The organism is Clostridia bacterium, from assembly GCA_012840125.1.
Classification (GTDB): domain Bacteria; phylum Bacillota; class DULZ01; order DULZ01; family DULZ01; genus DULZ01.
In genome coordinates, this window is record DULZ01000026.1 from 16,375 (window position 1) to 35,005 (window position 18,631).

Here is an 18,631-nt window from a genome sequence, read left to right on the forward strand (position 1 = left end):
CGGGGGATGCGGCGCTTTTACCCCAGAATGTCAACAATTAGGATAAGCCGGAGTTGATTATTATGAAAAAACTGAAAATTGAGACACGCCGCGGCCTCCGCATGGCGGTGGGGAAAAGGTCTTTCGCCGGCTACAGCCTCAATACCTGCTCTTACTGGGTGGACGGGGTCATCGTGGATACGGGACCGCGCAGCTTAAGAGCGGGGTTTCGTGCTTTTCTTGCGGCACAGCCGGTGGAAAAGGTGGTGCTGACCCACAGTCATGAGGATCACTGCGGCAACGCGGTTTTATTCAATGAAAAAGGCATACCCGTCTACCTGCACCCCGGTACCGTGGACCGGGCGGCGCAGCCGGTCCGGGTGCCTTTTTACCGCTGGGTTTTTTGGCGGCCCAGGTCCCCGTTTAAGGCGGAACCCTTGCCGGGGGCCATCGAAACCGCCCGGGGAAAACTGATCCAGGTGATCCCGGCGCCGGGACATGCGCCGGATCATGTGGCCTATCTGTATCCTGAAGAAGGCGTTTTATTTACCGGCGATTTATTCGTCAGCACCACTACCAAATTAGGCATGCGTGAGGAAGATTATGCTGCCTGGATGAACACCCTGGCAAAGCTGCTGGAGTATGATTTTGACCTGATCTGCTGCGGTCATGCGGGGATGGTCCCCAACGGCAAGGAGATGCTGGCCAAGAAACTGCACAAGCTGCAGGAACTTAAGGAAAGCATCCTCCATCTGAAGGAAAAAGGGTGGAGTGACCGGGAGATCGAGAGAAAACTGTTTCCCCACACCAGGAAAGTGGAGCTCCTGTCCGGGGGAGAATGGGGTTCCATTCATATCGTCCGTGCCTTGATGAACACCGGCAAGTGAGACCCCGGATCCGCGCCGGGGCAGGGGATTTCTCCCTGCCCCTTTTTGCCATGGTTGTGCTATCATTTTATATAGGATTTGTCGAAACCCTTATTGTAATCAACATGGAAAGGAAGCGCAGGACATTGTTTGAACTGGTCATTACCAATGGACTGGTACTGGACGGAACAGGTAGGGAAGCACAACCGGTGGATGTGGCGGTGGACCGGGGCAAAATAGCAGCCCTGGGCGCCAACTTGGCGGCCCAAGCCGCCCGGGTGATCGATGCGGGAGGTCAGTTCGTCACCCCGGGTTTTATCGATATTCATAGCCACGGGGACTTGATGCCTTTTATGGGGCCTCCCGTTCGTTACGCCAAGATCCTGCAGGGGGTAACGACGGAAGTCACCGGCCAGTGCGGTTTGGGTGTGGCTCCTTATTTAAAAGATACCATGGCGGGCTGGCGGGAATACCTTACCCCCATCACCGGCAATCCCGGCGACGAGCTGTGGGACTGGCCGTCCTTCGGGGATTATCTGGAGGCACTGAGGAAAGCCTCTTTACCCGCCAATATGGCTCCCCTGGTTTCTCATGGGGCCATCAGAGCCCAAGTCCTGGGCTTGGGTGACGTCCAGCCCACCGGGAAAGACCTGGAGCGCATGGGCGCCATCCTGAAGGACAGCTTTGAGGCCGGGGCTTTTGGTATTTCCTTTGGCCTGGCTTATGTGCCGGGGGTTTTTGCCCCGGCGGAAGAGGTGCTGGCTTTGGCCAGAATCGCGGCTGCTTATGATAAAGTGATGATGGTCCACATCCGGAATCACGGGAGGCTGGTGGAGCAGTCCCTCCGGGAAGTGCTGGAGATCGCCCGCGAAACCGGGGTGAGGCTGCAGATCTCCCATCTGAAATCCTATGCCAACCGCCGGTACGGGGTGGAGGCCGACCGGCTGATTGCCCCGGTGGAGGAAGCCAAGCAGCAGGGGGTGGATGTGGCTTTCGATGAGCACCCCTATACGGCTGGGAGCACCACCCTGTCCCAAATCCTGCCTCCCTGGGCCAAGGAGGGAGGGGGCGCCCGCATCGTGGAGAGACTGGGGGACCCGGCGGTGGTGGCGGCCGTCAAGGAGGCCATTGAGCGGGTGGATCAGGACCACTGGGACAATTACGTGGGCATGATCGGCTGGGACAATGTGCTGGTGAGTTCGGTGTGCTGCCCGGAAAACAGGGAGTACCAGGGAAAAAGCATCGCGGAGATCGCCCGGCTGCGGGGCGAGACAGAGATGGAGGCGGCGATATATTTGCTCACCAGCGAAAAGGCTGAATGCGGGATGGTTATGCGGGACGTTTTCGCCGAAGCAGACAACCGGCTGCTGATCCGGCATCCCCTCTGCCAGATCGGTTCCGACGGATTGCCGACCGGGAACCCTCACCCGCGGCTCTACAGCGCTTTCCCGAAATACCTGGCCCACTACATCCGGGATCTAAAGCTTTTGGATTGGCCGGAAGGGATCAAGAAAATTACGAAGGACGCCGCCGACCGGGCCGGGATCAAAGACCGGGGTACCATTACGGTGGGGAAGAGGGCGGATCTGGTCATCTTTGATCCTGATCAAATCCGGGACCGGGAAGATTACCTGCGCCCGGAGCGAGTGCCGGCAGGGATTAGTTATGTGTTCGTCAATGGGAACATTGCTGTTGCCCATGGACAGGTGGCCTGCGATCACGGCGGGCAGGTTTTGGGTATGTAAGTGTGGCGTGTCACAATGAGGTGCGAGCATGAAACGATTTAAGGTGTGGCTGGTGCTCCTGCTGGTGGTGGCCCTGGTGCCCGGTTGTGGTTTGGCCACCGGCGCCGGGCCGGACCGGCCTATCCACCGGGTGGGAGTGCTGGTAGGGACTGATTTCCGGTTGGCTAAGGTGGAGGGTCTGCTGGACGGCCTGCCGGTTTACGGGTATGTGCCCGGGGAGAATGTGGAACTGGTCATCAAGAACGCGCAAGGGGACAATAGCCAATTGGGGCGCCTAGCCCAAGAATTGGCCGATGCCGGGGTCGAAGTGATCGCGACTGCCGGCCGGGTGGAGACGGAGGCGGCCAAGGAAGCGGTGCAGGCAGCGGGTATCCCCATCGTTTTCATGGGGCTGACGGGCCTTAGAGAAGAAGGGCTGGTGCAGGACCTGCTGCATCCCAAAGAAGGCCTCACCGGGGTGCATAATGATCATGCCGCTTTGTCGGGCAAAAGGTTAGAGTTGTTAGTCAAATTGCTGCCCGGGATCAAGAAAGTCCTGGTGCTCTATGATCCCCAGGTGGTACCCACCCGGGAGGCTTTGAGAGCCACCAGGGCAGCGGCGGAGAAAACAGGCACCGGGATTGTCGAGGCTCCGGTGACCACCCCGCAGGATATTGAAGCGGTGCTGGATCGGGTGGAAGGGGAAGTGCAGGGAATTCTTCTTTTGCCCAGCGTCTTCCTGGAAAGTACCGGAGCCCGGGCCCTGGCGCCCCTAGCCTTGAAACTGGGGCTGCCGGTGATGGGGGTGGAATACTCGGAAGAGGTGCAGGGGCTGTTTGCTATTTACGGGATTACTCCCTATGACCAGGGTTACCAGGCGGCCCGGATCCTGGCCAAGGTCTTATCGGGGCACCGGGCCGGGGATATTCCCGTGGAACCGCCGTCGGTGCTAAAACTGACGGTGAACCTGGAGGTGGCGGCCCAACTGGGCTTAAGCCCGGATCCGCTGCTGCTTGGCTTTGCGGACCTGATCTGCGGGGAAGGAGGCGATAGCCTTGACCCGTAAAGGGATCATGTCCTGGTGGCACAGCATCAGATTTCGCTTGCTGGCTTTCGGGGTGCTGATGTCGATTGTTCCCTTGACGGCCCTGGGGTATTTCAACGTACAGGCGGCCGGGCGGAATTTGGAGCACACTATCAGCCGCCAGATGGAGATCAACGTTCAGCGGTTGGCGGCAGACCTGGAGTCCTTAATCGGAGGCGAGCTGGCCACTGTCGCCACCCTGGCCAAAGTGGTGGAACCGGGACTGGTTTCCGGCAGCCGGGACCGGCAGGAGGGGATGCTCTATACCTTGTTGAAGGAGGCCCCGTCCCTTGAGGATATTTCCCTGGTGGATCACCGGGGAGTGGAAATAGCCCGTGCTTCCCGCCGGCAAGTAGTAGGCCGGGAATACCGGCATTTGGGCGGTATGGAGCCGGTGAAGCAGTTATTAGCCGGGAATGATGCCTGGAGCCGCACTTTCATCGACAGTTACGGCCAAGTGCGCCTGGAAAAGGCCGTTCCCATCCGGCAAAAGGAAACTGGAGTGATCCTGGGCGGTTTTGTGGCGGAAATAAGCCTGCGCGGGGTGATGCATGAGCTGACGAAAAGGCAGCCGGAACACCAGGGGCGGGTTTTTGTAGTGAACCACCGGGGACAACTGGTGGGACACGAGGATTTCAGCCAAGTCCTGGCGCAGAGAGATGTGCGGCCCAGCCTGGCGGTGAAGGAGTTTTTGGCGGGCAGCCAAAGCCCCGGGGAAAACCGGGCCCGCCGTTATCTGGGCTACGACGGGGTAGAAGTGCTGGGGGTGTGGGCTCCGGTGCCCAGCCTGGGCTGGGCGGTGGTGCAAGAAATGCCGGTGGCCCAGGCCTTCCAGCCGGTGCACCGGCTGGCGAGCCGGTTGGCGCTGGGCGGCCTGGCCCTGGTAGCAGTGGTGACTTCTTTAAGCATCTTCTTCGGGGTCCGCTTCAGTCGTTCCCTGGAAAAACTGGAAAAAGGGGTGGAGGAGATCAGGAAAGGCAATCTCCGTCATCCCATACCCGTGGAAGGGAAAGATGAATTAACCAGCCTGGCGGAGACCATCAACCGGATGCGGGAAGAACTGCTCCTGCGCCGGCAGCAGGAAGAGGCTCTGTGGCAAGCGGAGAAATTATCATCGTTGGGGCTGCTGGCCTCGGGGGTGGCCCATGAAGTGAATAATCCCCTGGGTATCATGCTGGCCCATGCCCAGGACCTGAAGGAGCGGCTGCCGGAGGAAGGGCAGGCCTTAATGGAAAGCGGTGAGCTGGAGGAGTATTTGGACACCATTATCCGCCAAACGAAGCGATGCAAGGAAATTACCGGCAGTTTGCTTAGTTTTGCCGGGTACCGGCAGGGAGGCCGGGTAGAGGTGGAACTGGGGGAGGCTTTGGCAGCCACGCTAAAACTGCTGGAATTCCGGCTGCGCAAGCAAGGGATCCAGCTGGGCCTGTCGCTCCCTGCCGGTCTTCCCCGGGTGATGGTGCAAAAAGGCGAGCTCCAGCAGGTTTTTCTCAATATCTTGACGAATGCGATGGATGCCATGCCCCATGGAGGAAGGCTGTCCATCGAAGGAACCGTGGCCGGGGGGGAACTGGTCCTGGCCGTGGCTGATGAAGGAGTAGGTATCAAAGAAGAGGACTTGCGGTCCGTTTTTGATCCTTTTTACACTACGAAAGCCCCCGGTCAGGGTACCGGGCTGGGGTTGCCCATTTCCTACAGCATCATGCAAAGGCTGGGGGGTAAGATCCGGGTGGAAAGCACTTTCGGGCGAGGCACCACGGTGTATCTTCATTTTCCGCTGCCTGAGGAGGGACAAGATGAAACCGGCTATCCTGGTAGTTGATGATGAAGCGGATTTCCGGGACTTAATGGTGAAAAGGTTAACCAGAAAGGGATACGGTGTCAGCGGTGCCGCCTGCGGCGAGGAGGCTTTGGCCCTGATCCGGGACCGGATGTTCGAGGTGGCCCTGGTGGACCTGAAAATGCCGGGCATGGACGGATTGGAGCTTTTGGGACATCTGCGGACCGTGTCCCAGGAGACGGAAGTAATCATTCTCACCGGTCACGGGACCACCGAGACGGCGGTGGAAGCCATGAAAATGGGCGCCTATGACTATTTGACGAAGCCCGTGGACCTGCAGGAATTGCAAGTGCTCATAGAAAAGGCGGTGGAAAAGGCCGCTTTAAGGAAAAAGAATTTTGGCTTGACGGCGGCGCTGGTCAGGGAGCACAGCGGCAGTTTTCACGGCATGCTCGGTAATTCCCCGGCCATGGTGCGGCTGCGCACCTTGATCAGCAAGGTGGCGGACAGTCCCAGTCCGGTCCTGGTAGAAGGAGAAAGCGGTACCGGCAAAGAAATGGTCTCCCGGGCCTTGCACTTTACCAGCCGCCGGGCTAAAGCGCCCTTTATCGTGGTGAACTGCGGTGCTCTGCCGGAGCAGCTGATGGAGAGCGAGTTGTTCGGTCATGCGAAAGGGGCTTTCACCGGGGCCCAGTCCACCAAGCCGGGGCTGGTGGAAATGGCCGACGGGGGCAGCCTCTTTTTGGATGAGATCGGGGAGATGCCCCTGGGGCTGCAGGCCAAGCTCCTGCGTTTCCTGGAAAGCGGGGAGTTTCGCCGGGTGGGTGATACCCGCCTGCGCTGGGTACAGACTCGCATCATCGCCGCCACCAACCGGAATTTGCAGCAGGAAGTGGAGGCAGGGAATTTCCGCGAGGATTTGTTCTACCGCCTGGCGGTGGTGAAAATTTATGTGCCTCCGCTCAGGGAGCGCAAGGAAGATGTACCCCTGCTGGCTAATTTCTTTTTAAAAAGAAAATACCCGGACAAGGAATTTGCCCCGGCGGCGCTGGAAGCGCTGCAAGCATACGATTATCCGGGCAATGTCCGGGAACTGGCCAATCTGGTGGAACGAGGGGCGCTGCTGTGCGAAGGGAATCTCATCCAGGTGGAAGACATGTTTGGCGCCGGTGTTCATCCAACGGCCGGCAACCGGCGACTCGAGACCCTGGAAGAATTGGAAAAACGCCATATCAAGCTGGTCCTGGATTATACCGGTTGGGATAAGAAGACGGCGGCGGAAATCCTGGGCATCAGCCTGCGCAGCCTGTACCGGAAAATAGAGGCTTATGGTCTGCATACCGGGTGACGGGGTGGGAAAAGTGATTGATATTTATGATATCTTAAACAGTACCAGCAATTCTATCATTGCCATTGACAAAGAGGGCATGATTATTTACTGTAATAAAAAGCTGGCGGATTTTATCGGGCTTCCCGAACACGGGGTATTAGGGAGGCATGTGCTGGAGTTTTTCCCGAAAACCGGTATCCTGGAGGTCCTGCAAGAAGGCGTGCCGCAGCTGGGGCGCCGGTTGAAACTGAAAGACGGCGTCTATATCACCAACCGGGATCCCATCAAGAAAAACGGTGAAATCCTGGGCGCCGTGGCCGTCTTTCATGATATTACTAACCTGCAGGTGCTGATTAACGAACTGCACAGCGAAAACGAGCGGGTGCGGGAACTGCAGGAAAGGCTGCACACGATTTTGGAGCTTTCCTCCGACGGGATTATTGCCGTCAACAAGAATAACATTGTCACCATGGCCAACCAGGCTTTTGCCAGGCTGTTGGACAAGAATGCCTCTGATTTAATCGGTCGGAATATTTATGATTGTTATCCTAATCCCAAGTTCCCGGAAGTGATGCAAACGGGGGTGCCGGAATACGGTTATGTCACCGAACTAAACGGTCACCATATTATTGCCAACCGGGTGCCCATCAAGAAAAACGGGGAAATTGTCGGGGCCCTGGGCGTGGTGGCTTTTAAAGATGTGGATGACCTCTACGCCCTGGCCCAGAAAGTGGACCGGCTCCGGGAGGAGCTGGCATATTACAAGGACGAACTGGAGCGGGTGCGGAAGGAGAGGTTCGGCCTGGACCGGATCATTGGGGAGGCCCCGGGTATGCGGATGCTGAAACAAATGGTGCGCCGGGTGGCCCAGACCTGCTCCACCGTGCTCATCCGCGGGGAAAGCGGTACCGGCAAGGAACTTTTTGCCCATGCCCTGCACCTGGAAAGCAAGCGCCGGGGGGAGCCTTTTATCAGAGTCAACTGCGCTGCCATTCCGGAGAACCTGCTGGAGTCGGAACTCTTCGGTTACGTGGAAGGGGCTTTTACCGGAGCCAAAAAAGGAGGGCAAATCGGCAAGTTCGAGTTGGCCCATAAAGGAACCATTTTCCTGGATGAGATCGGGGACATGTCTCCCCACATGCAAGCCAAGCTCCTGCGCGTGCTGCAGGACAAGACCATTGAAAGGTTGGGGGAGGGGATTCCCCGGCAGGTGGATGTGCGGGTGGTGGCGGCCACCAACCGTAATCTGGAGGAACTCATGGCCAATCACCATTTCCGGGAGGACTTGTATTACCGCTTAACCGTCGTGGTCTTAAATGTCCCCCCTCTGCGGGAGCGGAAGGAAGACATTCCCCTGCTGGCCGGGCATTTCATTAAGCAGTTCAACCGGCAGTTCGGGCTGAGGGTGGAGGGGCTGGCACCGGAAGTGCTGGATTTGTTCCGGCGCTATGATTGGCCCGGCAATGTCAGGGAACTGCAAAACGTGATTGAGCGGGCTTTTAACTTGATGGACGGCCCGGTCATTGAGCTCAAGCACCTGCCCCTTTACCTGGTGGAAAAAAGCAGCCGCGCCCGGGTAAACGCCGCCATTGCCAGGGGCCTGCCCTATGCCATGGCCCAGCTGGAAAAAGAAGCGATTACCGAGGCCTTGAAGCTGACGAAAGGCAACCGTAATAAAGCCCCCTCCCTGTTGAACATCTCCCGGGCCAGCCTGTTCAACAAAATCAAGCGATACGGGATTAAGGGCTAACCCCGGGAGAACCGTCTAAAATTTAGACCGGTCCAAATCTTAGACTCCAGTCCGGCGGTTTGTTTTGTACCCGGTCCGTTTATCCCTTTGCCGTTGATTGCGGTCTAAAATTTGGACCGGCCCGGTAAAAGCAATTTGGCTCGGAAATAAACTGAAAATTCCCCTAAATCCAGCAATACCAAAGATTCGTGTTAGTTAGTGTTTTAACAAAACTCCGCGGCACGATCTTTGCAGTCCATGGGTGGCGGATCTTATAAAGGGGGAGGAATTGCATGGGTGTAAAGAACAAGAAAATGTCAATCGAAGAAGCGGTGAGCCTGATAAAAGACGGTGATTCCGTCACTTTCAGCGGTTTCACCATTTGGCGCAGGCCGATGGCCTTAATTTACGAAATTGTCAGGCAACGCAAGAAGAACCTGCACCTCATTGAGGTGAACTCCGGTACCCACGGGGAGATCCTCATCGGTGCCGGCTGTGTGAAAGTGTGGGAGTCCTGCTGGATTGGCCATGAACTGTACGGCAAGCTGGGGGCCAACCTGGCCCGTAAGGTTAAAGCAGGCGAACTGGTAGTGGAAGATTACAGCCATTACCAGATGCTCCTCCGGTTCACGGCGGGAGCGATGGGAGTGCCCTACCTGCCTTGCCGGGCTTCCCTGGGAACGGATATTCTCAATCCCGATTATGACATGCTGTCCGTTCACGGGCTGCGGGACGGGAGCAATCCTGCCATTCCAAAGCAAAAATTCGCCTACGGGCAGGATCCATTCTACGGTGAAGGAACAATCATTCATGTGCCGGCGGCCCGGCCTAATGTCTGCATTGCCCATGTCCAGCAGGTGGGGGAAGAAGGTACGGTACGGGTCTACGGGCAGCGGTATTCCGATGCGGAAGCCATGAAAGCGGCTGACACACTCATTGTGGTGGCGGAGGAAATCGTGCCGGAACACGTGTTAAGGCAGGATCCCAGTGCCAACCTCATTCCTCACTACCTGGTGGATGCCATTGTGGAAGTGCCTTGGGGTGCCCATCCCACGGGCTGTTACGGGTATTATGAAGTGGACGGTGCTTTCATCCGGGAGTTTTACAGCCGCACCAAGACCCAGGCAGGCTTCGATGAATGGGCCGAAGAGTGGATTTTCGGTGTTAAGAACTTTGATGAATACCTGCAGAAATTAGGGTTCAAGCGGCTGGACGCCCTGCGGGCCAACTCGGCTACGAAATACAGCACGCGGGTCAGGAGGGGAGCGGTCTAATGGAGTGGCTCAATAATCACGAATATGCCCAACCGGGTGAATACAAAATCATCGAGTACCTGGCGGTAGCCGGCGCCCGGGAGATCCGGGACGGGGAAACGGTCTTTGCCGGTACCGGTTTGCCGATGCTGGCGGTGACTTTGGCCCAAAAGACCACTGCCCCTAGAGCGGCCATTATCTACGAAGCCGGCTCCATGGACGGGAGACCCATGGACTTGCCGGCGTCCGTGGGGGATGCCCGCTGTGAATACCAGGCTTCCGTGGTATCCGGTTTGTTTGATGTTTTCAACCAGCTTCAAAGGGGATCCATTGACCTGGCTTTCCTGGGAGGGGCGGAAATTGACAAATACGGTAATGTGAATACCACCGCGATAGGTGATTACCGGAACCCGGAGGTGCGGCTGACGGGGAGCGGCGGTAACCCGGACATCAATTCCCTGGCCAGGCGCACGGTGTTTATCATGTCCCAGGAAAAGAGAAGGTTTAAAGAGCAGGTGGATTACAGCACTTCCCCCGGCTGGCGGGTGAAAAAATGGCCCGGCGGGGAATGGGTCAGCCGGCAAGAGGCTTTCGGTCCGGTGTTCCGGGGCGGTCCCGTGGCGGTGATTACGGATATGGCCGTGTTCCGGTTTGATGAGGAGACCGGGGAAATGTACCTGCACTCCGTGCATGCGGGCTTTACCCCCAAGGATGTGCAGGATAACGTGGGCTTTGCCATCGATGTCTCCCGCTGTACCGGGGAAACAACACCCCCCACGTACCATGAATTATATTTACTGCGTCATGTCATCGATCCGGAGAAACTGTTTATCCGGTAGTCAGAATAAAGCGAAATCTTTTGCAAATTAGCCGGTGAGGAGGAGGCAAAATGGTGCAGTCGGTGATAGTGAGTGCGGCGCGCACACCTTTCGGTAAGCTGGGCGGTGCTTTGAGGCCGTTGAAAGCGACCCAGTTAGGCGGTATTGCCATTCAAGAAGCGGTGAAAAGGGCTCGCATTCCCGATTCCATTATTGATCACGTGATTATGGGGCAAGTGCTGCAGGGCGGGTGCGGCCAGATCCCGTCCAGGCAGGCGGCCAGGGCGGCCGGTATTGCCTGGGAGGTGCCTTCGGAAACCATTAACAAGGTTTGCGCCTCCGGTTTGCGGGCCGTGACCATGGCGGATCAAATGATCCGGGCGGGAGATGCCCAGGTGGTGGTGGCAGGTGGCATGGAAAGTATGAGCAATGCTCCCTATTTCGTGCCGGATGCCCGCTGGGGCCTCCGGATGTTTGACGCCAAGTTTGTGGACCTGATGGTGCATGACGGTTTGTGGTGTGCCTTCTATGACCGCCATATGGCTATCCACGGGGGAGAAGTGGCCAAGGAATACGGCATCAGCCGGGAAGAACAAGATGAATGGGCCCTGAGGAGTCACCAAAGAGCCGTTGCCGCCATGGACAGCGGCCGGTTGAAGGATGAGATCGTCCCGGTGACCATCATCAAGAAAAAAGGCGAGCCCGAAGTGGTGGAATTGGATGAAAGCCCGCGGCGGGATACCAGCCTGGAAGCCCTGCGGAGATTACCGCCTGTATTCGACCCGGAAAACACCGTGACCGCCGGGAATGCCCCGGGGGTCAATGACGGTGCCGGGGCCCTGGTGATCATGTCCGATGAGAAAGCCAGGGAACTGGGCATTAAACCCCTGGCCAGGATTGTGGGACACGCTTCCGTTTCCAAAGAAGCCAAATATATTGCCACCGTGCCCGGTTTGGCCATTAACAAGCTCCTGCAGAAGCAAGGCATGACCATCGATCAAGTGGATTTACTGGAGGTCAATGAAGCCTTTGCCGCGGTAGCCCTGGTCAGCGGCAAGATTGCCGGCTGGGATCCGGAAAAAGTGAACGTGAACGGGGGCGCCATCGCCTTTGGCCATCCCATTGGGGCCAGCGGGGCCCGGATCCTGATGACCCTTATCTATGAACTGAGGCGGCGGGGCGGCGGCACCGGCATAGCCGCCATCTGCAGCGGCGCCGCTCAAGGGGATGCGGTGATGGTGAGAGTGGACTAAATACCGGGAAGGAGGAGCTAAACCATGCCGTACCTGTTGACGGAAGAACAGAAAATGATGCGGGAGATGGTCCGGAAATTGGCCCAAAACGAAATCGCACCCCGGGCGGCGGAGATCGACCGCACCGGTGAATTCCCCTGGGAAAACATTAAGCAGATGGCGGAACTGGGCTTGATGGGGGTGCCCATTCCACAGGAATACGGGGGTGCCGGGTGTGATTTCTTGTCCTACATCCTTACCATTGAGGAGATTTCCAGGGCCTGTGCTTCCACGGGAGTCATCCTGGCCGTGCATACTTCCGTAGGCACCATGCCCATTCTCTATTTCGGCACCGAGGAACAAAAGAGAAAGTATATTCCCAAGTTGGCCGCCGGGGAATATATCGGTGCTTTTGCCCTCACAGAACCGAATGCCGGCTCGGATCCGTCCAATTTGGCTACCACCGCCAGGCTGGAAGGGGATCATTATATCGTGAACGGCAGCAAGATCTTCATTACCAACGGCGGGGTGGCGGACGTCTATGTAACCTTCGTGCGCACCGGCCGGGAAAAGGGGCATAAAGGGATTACTTGTCTTTTGGTGGAGAAGGATACGCCAGGTTTCTATATCGGCAAAAAAGAAGAGAAAATGGGTCTCCACGGTTCCCAGACCACGGAGTTGATTTTTGACAACGCCCGGGTACCGAAGGAGAACTTGCTGGGCAAGGAGGGTGAAGGCTTCAAGGTGGCTATGGCCCTGCTGGACGGGGGACGCATCGGCATTGGTGCACAGGGGCTGGGCATCGCCCAGGCGGCTTTTGACGCGGCCAAGGAGTATGCCAAGCAAAGGGTCCAGTTCGGCCAGCCCATTGCCGAATTCCAGGCGATTCAATTCATGCTGGCGGATATGGCGACGAAGATTGATTGCGCCCGCTTGTTAGTTTACCGGGCGGCCCGGTTGAAGGACATGGGGCTGCCTCACAGCAAAGAAGCTTCTATGGCCAAGATGTATGCCACCGACACGGCCATGGAAGTCACCACCAACGCCGTGCAGATCCTGGGCGGCTACGGTTACTGCAAGGAATACCCGGTGGAGCGCTACATGCGGGATGCGAAGATTACCCAGATTTATGAAGGCACCAATCAAATCCAGCGTCGCGTCATCGCCAAGCATCTACTTAAAGAATAATGAAGGAGAGGAGAAAGGGGCATGGATATCAAGAAAGCCATGGTAGTCGGTGCAGGTCAAATGGGTTCGGGCATTGCCCAAGTGGCGGCCCAAGCCGGGCTGGAGGTGCTGCTGAACGACCTGAAAGATGAGTTTGTCAGCCGGGGCTTGGGTGTTATCGAAAAGAATTTGGCCCGGAGTGTGGCTAAAGGGAGGATGACGGAGGAAGAGAAGGCCAAAATCTTAAGCCGGATTAAACCCTCCACCAGCCTCCAGGATGCCGTCGATGCCGATATCGTCATCGAGGCGGCGGTGGAAAACATGGCTGTGAAAACCCAGATCTTCAAAGACCTAGATCAAATCACCTACCCCCATACCATTTTGGCCACCAACACATCATCCCTGCCCATTACGGAAATTGCCGCCGTGACCCGCCGGCCGGACAAGGTCATCGGGATGCACTTCATGAATCCGGTGCCGGTGATGAAGCTGGTGGAAATCATCCGCGGGTTGGCCACCGGTGACGACACCTTTCAGGTGGTCAAGGAGCTCAGCGAGCGCATGGGCAAAGTACCGGTAGAAGTCAATGATGCGCCGGGCTTTGTCAGCAACCGGGTGCTCATGCCCATGATCAACGAAGCCATTTACTGCGTGTATGAAGGGGTTGCCACACCGGAAGCCGTGGACGAGGTGATGAAACTGGGGATGAACCATCCCATGGGCCCCCTGGCTTTGGCTGACTTGATCGGGCTGGATACCTGCCTGTCGATTATGGAAGTACTGTATGACGGTTTCAAGGACAGCAAGTACCGTCCCTGCCCCCTGCTGCGAAAATACGTGGCTGCCGGTTGGCTGGGCCGGAAAACCGGTCGCGGTTTCTACGTCTATGAATAGCCGGGTGTTACGGGAGGAGGATGACCGTGAGCTGGAACAATGTTACGCTGGAGCGCCAGGGCCCGATTGCCCTTTTGACCATTAACCGGCCGCAGGTGCTCAACGCTTTAAATGAGGAAACATTGCGGGAATTGGAAGCGGCGTTGGATGAAATAGCGGCGGACCGGGAAATCCGGGTGGTCATCATCACCGGTGCCGGGGAGAAAGCCTTTGTTGCCGGAGCCGATATCGCCTTTATGCAAAATCTTACCCCGCTGGAGGCCAAAAGGTTCGCCAGGCTGGGGCAAACGGTGTTCAGCAAGATTGAAAACTTGCCCCAACCGGTGATTGCCGCCATCAACGGTTACGCCTTAGGCGGCGGCTGCGAGCTGGCCATGGCCTGCGACATCCGGGTGGCCAGCACCCGGGCTAAGCTGGGCCAGCCGGAAGTGAACCTGGGTCTCATCCCGGGCTTCGGCGGGACCCAGCGGTTGACCCGGTTGGTGAACCCGGGCATCGCCAAGGAAATCCTGTTTACCGCCGACACTTACGATGCGGAGGCGGCCAAGCAGATGGGGTTGGTGAACCATGTGGTGCCGCCGGAAGAGTTGATGCAGTTTTGTAAAGACATGGCGGCCCGCATCGCTGCCAAGGGGCCGGTGGCGGTGCAGCTGTGCAAGGAAGCGGTTAACGACGGTTTGGAGATGGATTTAGAAAAAGCCTTGATTCACGAAGCGGATCTGTTTGGCTTGGTCTTTGCCACCCGGGACCGGGCGGAAGGAATCGCCGCCTTCCTGGCCAAGCGGAAACCGGAATTTAACGGCCAATAATCCATGCCGGGCCGGTTGAGCGATTGCGCCCCGGCGGCGGGCTGCAGCAAGCGTCCATCCCCCCTTGGACCCGCTGCCGGGGCCGCCCCGGCCCGGCATAAAGGATTATAACTAAACCTGATGAGGTAGGAGGAATGACCTTGATTTTTAAGCTGAGTGAAGAACAGGAAATGATCCGGAAAACGGTGCGGGATTTCGCGGAAAATGAAGTGGCACCGAAGGCAGCCGCCATGGATGCGGCGGAGGAATACGATTATTCCCTCTGGGATAAGATGGCGGAACTGGGTTTTTGCGGCATACCCTTCCCCGAGGAGTACGGCGGTGCCGGGATGGACAACATGTGCTATGCCATTGCCATCGAAGAGTTGTCCCGGGTCTGTGCCTCCACGGGGGTGCTGGTGTCCGCTCATACCTCCCTCTGTTCCTGGCCGATCTATGCTTTCGGTACGGAAGAACAGAAGCAAAAATATCTCGTGCCCCTGGCCGGCGGCAAGAAAATCGGTGCTTTTGGGTTGACGGAGCCGGGAGCCGGTTCCGATGCCGGGTCCATCAGTACTTCCGCCCGGTTGGACGGGGATGAATACGTATTGAATGGCACGAAGATTTTCATCACCAACGGGAAAGTGGCTGACATTTACGTGGTTATCGCTTCCACAGATAGAAGCAAGGGACACCGCGGCACGGCTGCTTTTATCGTGGAGAAAGGCACTCCCGGTTTTACTTTTGGGAAGAAAGAAGAGAAAATGGGCATCCGGGCTTCTGCCACCTACGAGTTAATCTTTGAAAACTGCCGCATTCCCAAGGAGAATATGCTGGGGCAGGACGGGCAGGGATTCAAGATTGCCCTGCAGACACTGGACGGGGGCAGGATCGGTATTGCCGCCCAGGCGCTGGGCATTGCCCAGGGTGCTTATGAGCAGGCCCTCAATTACAGCAAAGTAAGAGAACAGTTCGGCAAGCCCATCGGCTCTTTCCAGGGGATGAGCTGGATGCTGGCGGACATGGCTACGCGGATTGAAGCCGCCAGGATGATGGTCTACCGGGCCGCTTACTTAAAGGATGCCGGTGAACCATACAGCAAGGAAGCGGCCATGGCCAAGCTGTATGCTTCCGAATGCGCCATGTGGGTAACCACCAAGGCGGTGCAAGTATTCGGCGGCTATGGCTATACCCGGGAGTACCCGGTGGAGCGTATGATGCGGGATGCAAAGATTACCGAGATTTACGAGGGAACCAGCGAAGTCCAGCGGATCGTAATCGCTGCCAATATCTTAAAATAGGTCTTCCGCCAACAGCCGGGACACTCCTTTTTCGCGGGAAAAAGGAGTGTCCTTGTGCCGGAAACCTGTCGACAATTTGAGAATTGTGTTTCGAAGAAAGCAAATAGAACTTATTGAGAGAAAAAGGAATTTCGCAATGATTATAGAAATTATATAGAAACAATTTGGCAATGATGTTGTGAAACACCAAGGGGGGTGATATCTGCCAAAGAGTGTGGGAGAAAGCTTATTGACGCTGCAGTGAGGAGGGTGGCAAGCTCTGCTGGTAGAGCGCGGCTATCAAGCAGGGCGTCCCGCAACCACCGGGTGTGCCAAGGCACAAAGATTTTACTTTGTGAGCAATGACACAGAATGTTAAAGGAGTGTGGAGAACAGAATGAGAAAGCATTGGTGGCTGGTCGCTGTATTATTAGTATTCTTAATGGCTCTACCGGTCTTCGCTAATCAAGCCATTAAGATCTACATCAATGGGCAAGAAGTGCAGACCGATGTGGCCCCGCAAGTTATTAACGGTCGTACCTTAGTGCCGTTGAGAGCCATTGCTGAATATCTTGGCAGCCAAGTCGATTACGATACCAAGACCAATACCGTTAACATTTCCGGCAAGTCCGGTTTAGATGTGGTTGAGGCCATCAGCGCGGAATGGGCTACCGCCGGACACGCTAGTGGCGGCCACCCGTTGTCCTATGCCGGTATCCGGTCCGGTTGTACACCTTGTCATTCCGGCAACATGCTGCAAAGAGCTTTAACTGACAATCCTTTCAACCCGGCTTTCGAATCCGTTGAGGGCGGGAAGTACGCTTTTGATCCCCACGACGCCGAAATGCCGACTCCTATTGATTGTGCGACTTGCCATAGCGGCACCGGCGCCCAAATTATGGAAACAGGCGTAGTTCCCGGCAAATTCAATGTATTCGAGCCCGGCACCGATTGGGAAGTTGGCAATGCCAACGCTCTCTGCTTCACCTGCCATAACGGCAGAAGAAATGTGAAGGCCATCTACGAATCCTGGGTCACCGAAGGTGCCACCAGGCAAAGAAGCTACCCGCACCATGCTGTTGGCGCTCTGGTAACCGGTAAAGGCGGCATGGAATACCCGGATGCTACTTATAGGCATACTGTCGCCCATGAGAACCTGGGCTGCGTTGGTTGCCATATGCCTAATACCAACGGCTATGTCTCCCACAAGTTCTCTGAAGTCGATATCGCCACCTGCCAGAAATGCCATGGTGCCGGCATGACCGACCTGCACATGGGCGGCGGCCTGCAGAAAGACCTGGAAGGCAAGCTGGCCGAGCTTGAACAGCTGTTGCTGTCCAAGGTGCCCGGTGCGGTCAGAATCGGTACCGGTAACTCCGACTTCCCGTTTGTGGATAAGGATAACCAGCTCATCGACATCAACACCCTGCCTGTTGAAGTATTGGTCGGTGCTTACAACTACGTCATCGTCAAGCAGGAACTCGATGAGTTCGGTAAAGGCGTCCACAACCCGAGTTATGCCAGGTCCTTGCTGGACGAGTCCATCCAGAGACTGAAGTAACACCGGTTCATTAATTAGCTAAGCCGCGCACAACCCCGTCCCAACCTTGAAACGGCTGGGACGGGGTTTTTATTATGTCCGGTCGGGAAACATTCCCGTATCTGCGTATGCTGATGAACCCCACCGGGGAGATCCCAGATAATTTCCCAACCCTTGGTTTTGCATGATTGAATTATCGCCGGAGGTAACATATAATGCTAATGAGAGATATTGTTCCTAGAAAGTTTACCCATTGGGTAAACAATGGAGATAAAAACCGGCCGGAGACTATCTGCACGGAACCGTTTATTGCCGCCGTTGTGCCGGGGCTGTGGTGCAAAAACGGATAGGGGTAAGAGATCTGTTGGGCAAAACCGTTGAACAAGTATTCGGTGTCAAAACCGGCAGTACTTTTGTAGGCAACTTTTTGAAACATAAAAGCCCCTTCGCCGGTGAATATATGATCGGCAGTCAACTCTTCCATATTGTGGTGGGGGAGATTTCCGGAGAAGATGAAATCCTTTATAAGATTTTTTATTTTCCGGTTAAAACCCGTGATGATACTGCTAATCATCATATTTTACAAGACATGGTTTGTGAACTTGCCGGGAAAAAAGGTTACGCCAGTGTTGATTGGATCCGGTACATTTCCGATGACCACTGCAAGCAGCTTGTTTCCTGCCTGATTAGCCACGAGCACAGTACTAATCCCGCGGAATACTGCCCATACCAGCACAGTTGTGCATTTCATCCCGTCTATAGTTCCATGCAGTTAGACCGGAGAGCCTTTGACCGGGTAACTGTGGATCTTGCCGGTGAGGTTTATCTAAGAGCCCTTGAAAACCGGCCATTGCCTTTGCCATTAGCCAAGAAAAAAATCGCCTGCCGGGCTCTGGATCTGAGCCTGGGAGGCATGAAGCTTCGCCTGAAAGGAATTCATTTACCCGTAAACAGTGAAGTGAAGATAGTATTTGAAGAGTTTGACGCGGAAGGTACCATTGTTTGGAGCGAAAGGATGGGAGAGGACAGCCTGGCCGGCGTCAAGTTTGTTAAGCTGGATGAATTGCAGCAGCGCCGTATCATCATGGCCATCAACAAGAGAAGACTTTGAAGTTGTTGGCGGCTGAAACCATGGAGGACATTGACGTTTCTTACCGGTGGACCCGG

Annotated in this window: 15 protein-coding genes; all 15 read left to right on the forward strand. The window is 56.3% G+C overall.

Translation table 11 applies throughout. The features are described 5' to 3' along the window. The first annotated feature begins 62 nt into the window (after window positions 1-62). The 15 genes from GXX34_02830 to GXX34_02900 all read left to right on the forward strand — a co-directional run bounded on the left by GXX34_02830 (window position 63) and on the right by GXX34_02900 (window position 18,575). Complete coding sequence (locus GXX34_02830) at window positions 63-866, forward strand: MBL fold metallo-hydrolase (protein HHW06459.1); 804 nt, start codon at window positions 63-65, stop codon at window positions 864-866. A 125-nt stretch (window positions 867-991) separates the two neighbouring features. Beyond that, complete coding sequence (locus tag GXX34_02835) at window positions 992-2,590, forward strand: D-aminoacylase (protein ID HHW06460.1); 1,599 nt, start codon at window positions 992-994, stop codon at window positions 2,588-2,590. A 28-nt stretch (window positions 2,591-2,618) separates the two neighbouring features. Continuing rightward, window positions 2,619-3,635 carry an ABC transporter substrate-binding protein gene (locus tag GXX34_02840; GenBank protein HHW06461.1) on the forward strand — a complete coding sequence of 339 codons (1,017 nt, stop codon included), beginning with the start codon at window positions 2,619-2,621 and terminating at the stop codon, window positions 3,633-3,635. After that, window positions 3,625-5,475, forward strand: coding sequence for a HAMP domain-containing protein (locus tag GXX34_02845; protein HHW06462.1), 1,851 nt, complete (start codon window positions 3,625-3,627; stop codon window positions 5,473-5,475). Before GXX34_02840 ends, GXX34_02845 begins: the two co-directional genes overlap by 11 nt. Beyond that, entirely contained in the window at window positions 5,450-6,781 is a 1,332-nt protein-coding gene (locus tag GXX34_02850; GenBank protein HHW06463.1) for a sigma-54-dependent Fis family transcriptional regulator, read from the forward strand. The genes GXX34_02845 and GXX34_02850 overlap by 26 nt, the downstream gene beginning before the upstream one ends. Next, window positions 6,762-8,513 carry a sigma 54-interacting transcriptional regulator gene (locus GXX34_02855; protein HHW06464.1) on the forward strand — a complete coding sequence of 584 codons (1,752 nt, stop codon included), beginning with the start codon at window positions 6,762-6,764 and terminating at the stop codon, window positions 8,511-8,513. The genes GXX34_02850 and GXX34_02855 overlap by 20 nt, the downstream gene beginning before the upstream one ends. A gap of 272 nt (window positions 8,514-8,785) precedes the next feature. Beyond that, window positions 8,786-9,766 carry an acyl CoA--acetate/3-ketoacid CoA transferase subunit alpha gene (locus tag GXX34_02860; GenBank protein ID HHW06465.1) on the forward strand — a complete coding sequence of 327 codons (981 nt, stop codon included), beginning with the start codon at window positions 8,786-8,788 and terminating at the stop codon, window positions 9,764-9,766. Beyond that, the gene (locus GXX34_02865; GenBank protein HHW06466.1) at window positions 9,766-10,584 is read left to right on the forward strand and encodes an acyl CoA--acetate/3-ketoacid CoA transferase subunit beta; all 819 of its coding nucleotides are present in this window, start codon (window positions 9,766-9,768) and stop codon (window positions 10,582-10,584) included. Before GXX34_02860 ends, GXX34_02865 begins: the two co-directional genes overlap by 1 nt. A gap of 50 nt (window positions 10,585-10,634) precedes the next feature. Next, complete coding sequence (locus GXX34_02870; GenBank protein ID HHW06467.1) at window positions 10,635-11,816, forward strand: acetyl-CoA C-acetyltransferase; 1,182 nt, start codon at window positions 10,635-10,637, stop codon at window positions 11,814-11,816. Between the two features lie 24 nt (window positions 11,817-11,840). Then, the gene (locus tag GXX34_02875) at window positions 11,841-12,983 is read left to right on the forward strand and encodes an acyl-CoA dehydrogenase (GenBank protein HHW06468.1); all 1,143 of its coding nucleotides are present in this window, start codon (window positions 11,841-11,843) and stop codon (window positions 12,981-12,983) included. 21 nt (window positions 12,984-13,004) lie between these two features. Further along, window positions 13,005-13,856, forward strand: a complete 852-nt coding sequence (locus GXX34_02880) for a 3-hydroxybutyryl-CoA dehydrogenase (GenBank protein ID HHW06469.1) — start codon at window positions 13,005-13,007, stop codon at window positions 13,854-13,856. Window positions 13,857-13,876: 20 nt separating this feature from the next. Next, a complete protein-coding gene (locus GXX34_02885; protein HHW06470.1) occupies window positions 13,877-14,665 on the forward strand; it encodes a crotonase in 789 nt (262 codons plus the stop codon). Window positions 14,666-14,805: 140 nt separating this feature from the next. Continuing rightward, on the forward strand, window positions 14,806-15,945 hold the full coding sequence (locus tag GXX34_02890; protein ID HHW06471.1) for an acyl-CoA dehydrogenase: 1,140 nt from the start codon (window positions 14,806-14,808) through the stop codon (window positions 15,943-15,945). 376 nt (window positions 15,946-16,321) lie between these two features. Next, window positions 16,322-17,485 carry a hypothetical protein gene (locus tag GXX34_02895; protein HHW06472.1) on the forward strand — a complete coding sequence of 388 codons (1,164 nt, stop codon included), beginning with the start codon at window positions 16,322-16,324 and terminating at the stop codon, window positions 17,483-17,485. Between the two features lie 313 nt (window positions 17,486-17,798). Next, window positions 17,799-18,575: a PilZ domain-containing protein gene (locus tag GXX34_02900; protein ID HHW06473.1), complete on the forward strand. Its 777-nt coding sequence runs from the start codon at window positions 17,799-17,801 to the stop codon at window positions 18,573-18,575. Window positions 18,576-18,631 lie beyond the last annotated feature (56 nt).

Excerpts from the sequence above, each read along its gene's own strand:
- GXX34_02830 (HHW06459.1), top strand. The coding sequence starts at position 63 with ATGAAAAAACTGAAAATTGAGACACGCCGCGGCCTCCGCATGGCGGTG.
- GXX34_02840 (HHW06461.1), top strand. The coding sequence starts at position 2,619 with ATGAAACGATTTAAGGTGTGGCTGGTGCTCCTGCTGGTGGTGGCCCTG.
- GXX34_02850 (HHW06463.1), top strand. The coding sequence starts at position 5,450 with ATGAAACCGGCTATCCTGGTAGTTGATGATGAAGCGGATTTCCGGGAC.
- GXX34_02855 (HHW06464.1), top strand. The coding sequence starts at position 6,762 with ATGGTCTGCATACCGGGTGACGGGGTGGGAAAAGTGATTGATATTTAT.
- GXX34_02860 (HHW06465.1), top strand. The coding sequence starts at position 8,786 with ATGGGTGTAAAGAACAAGAAAATGTCAATCGAAGAAGCGGTGAGCCTG.
- GXX34_02865 (HHW06466.1), top strand. The coding sequence starts at position 9,766 with ATGGAGTGGCTCAATAATCACGAATATGCCCAACCGGGTGAATACAAA.
- GXX34_02870 (HHW06467.1), top strand. The coding sequence starts at position 10,635 with ATGGTGCAGTCGGTGATAGTGAGTGCGGCGCGCACACCTTTCGGTAAG.
- GXX34_02875 (HHW06468.1), top strand. The coding sequence starts at position 11,841 with ATGCCGTACCTGTTGACGGAAGAACAGAAAATGATGCGGGAGATGGTC.
- GXX34_02880 (HHW06469.1), top strand. The coding sequence starts at position 13,005 with ATGGATATCAAGAAAGCCATGGTAGTCGGTGCAGGTCAAATGGGTTCG.
- GXX34_02885 (HHW06470.1), top strand. The coding sequence starts at position 13,877 with ATGACCGTGAGCTGGAACAATGTTACGCTGGAGCGCCAGGGCCCGATT.
- GXX34_02895 (HHW06472.1), top strand. The coding sequence starts at position 16,322 with ATGAGAAAGCATTGGTGGCTGGTCGCTGTATTATTAGTATTCTTAATG.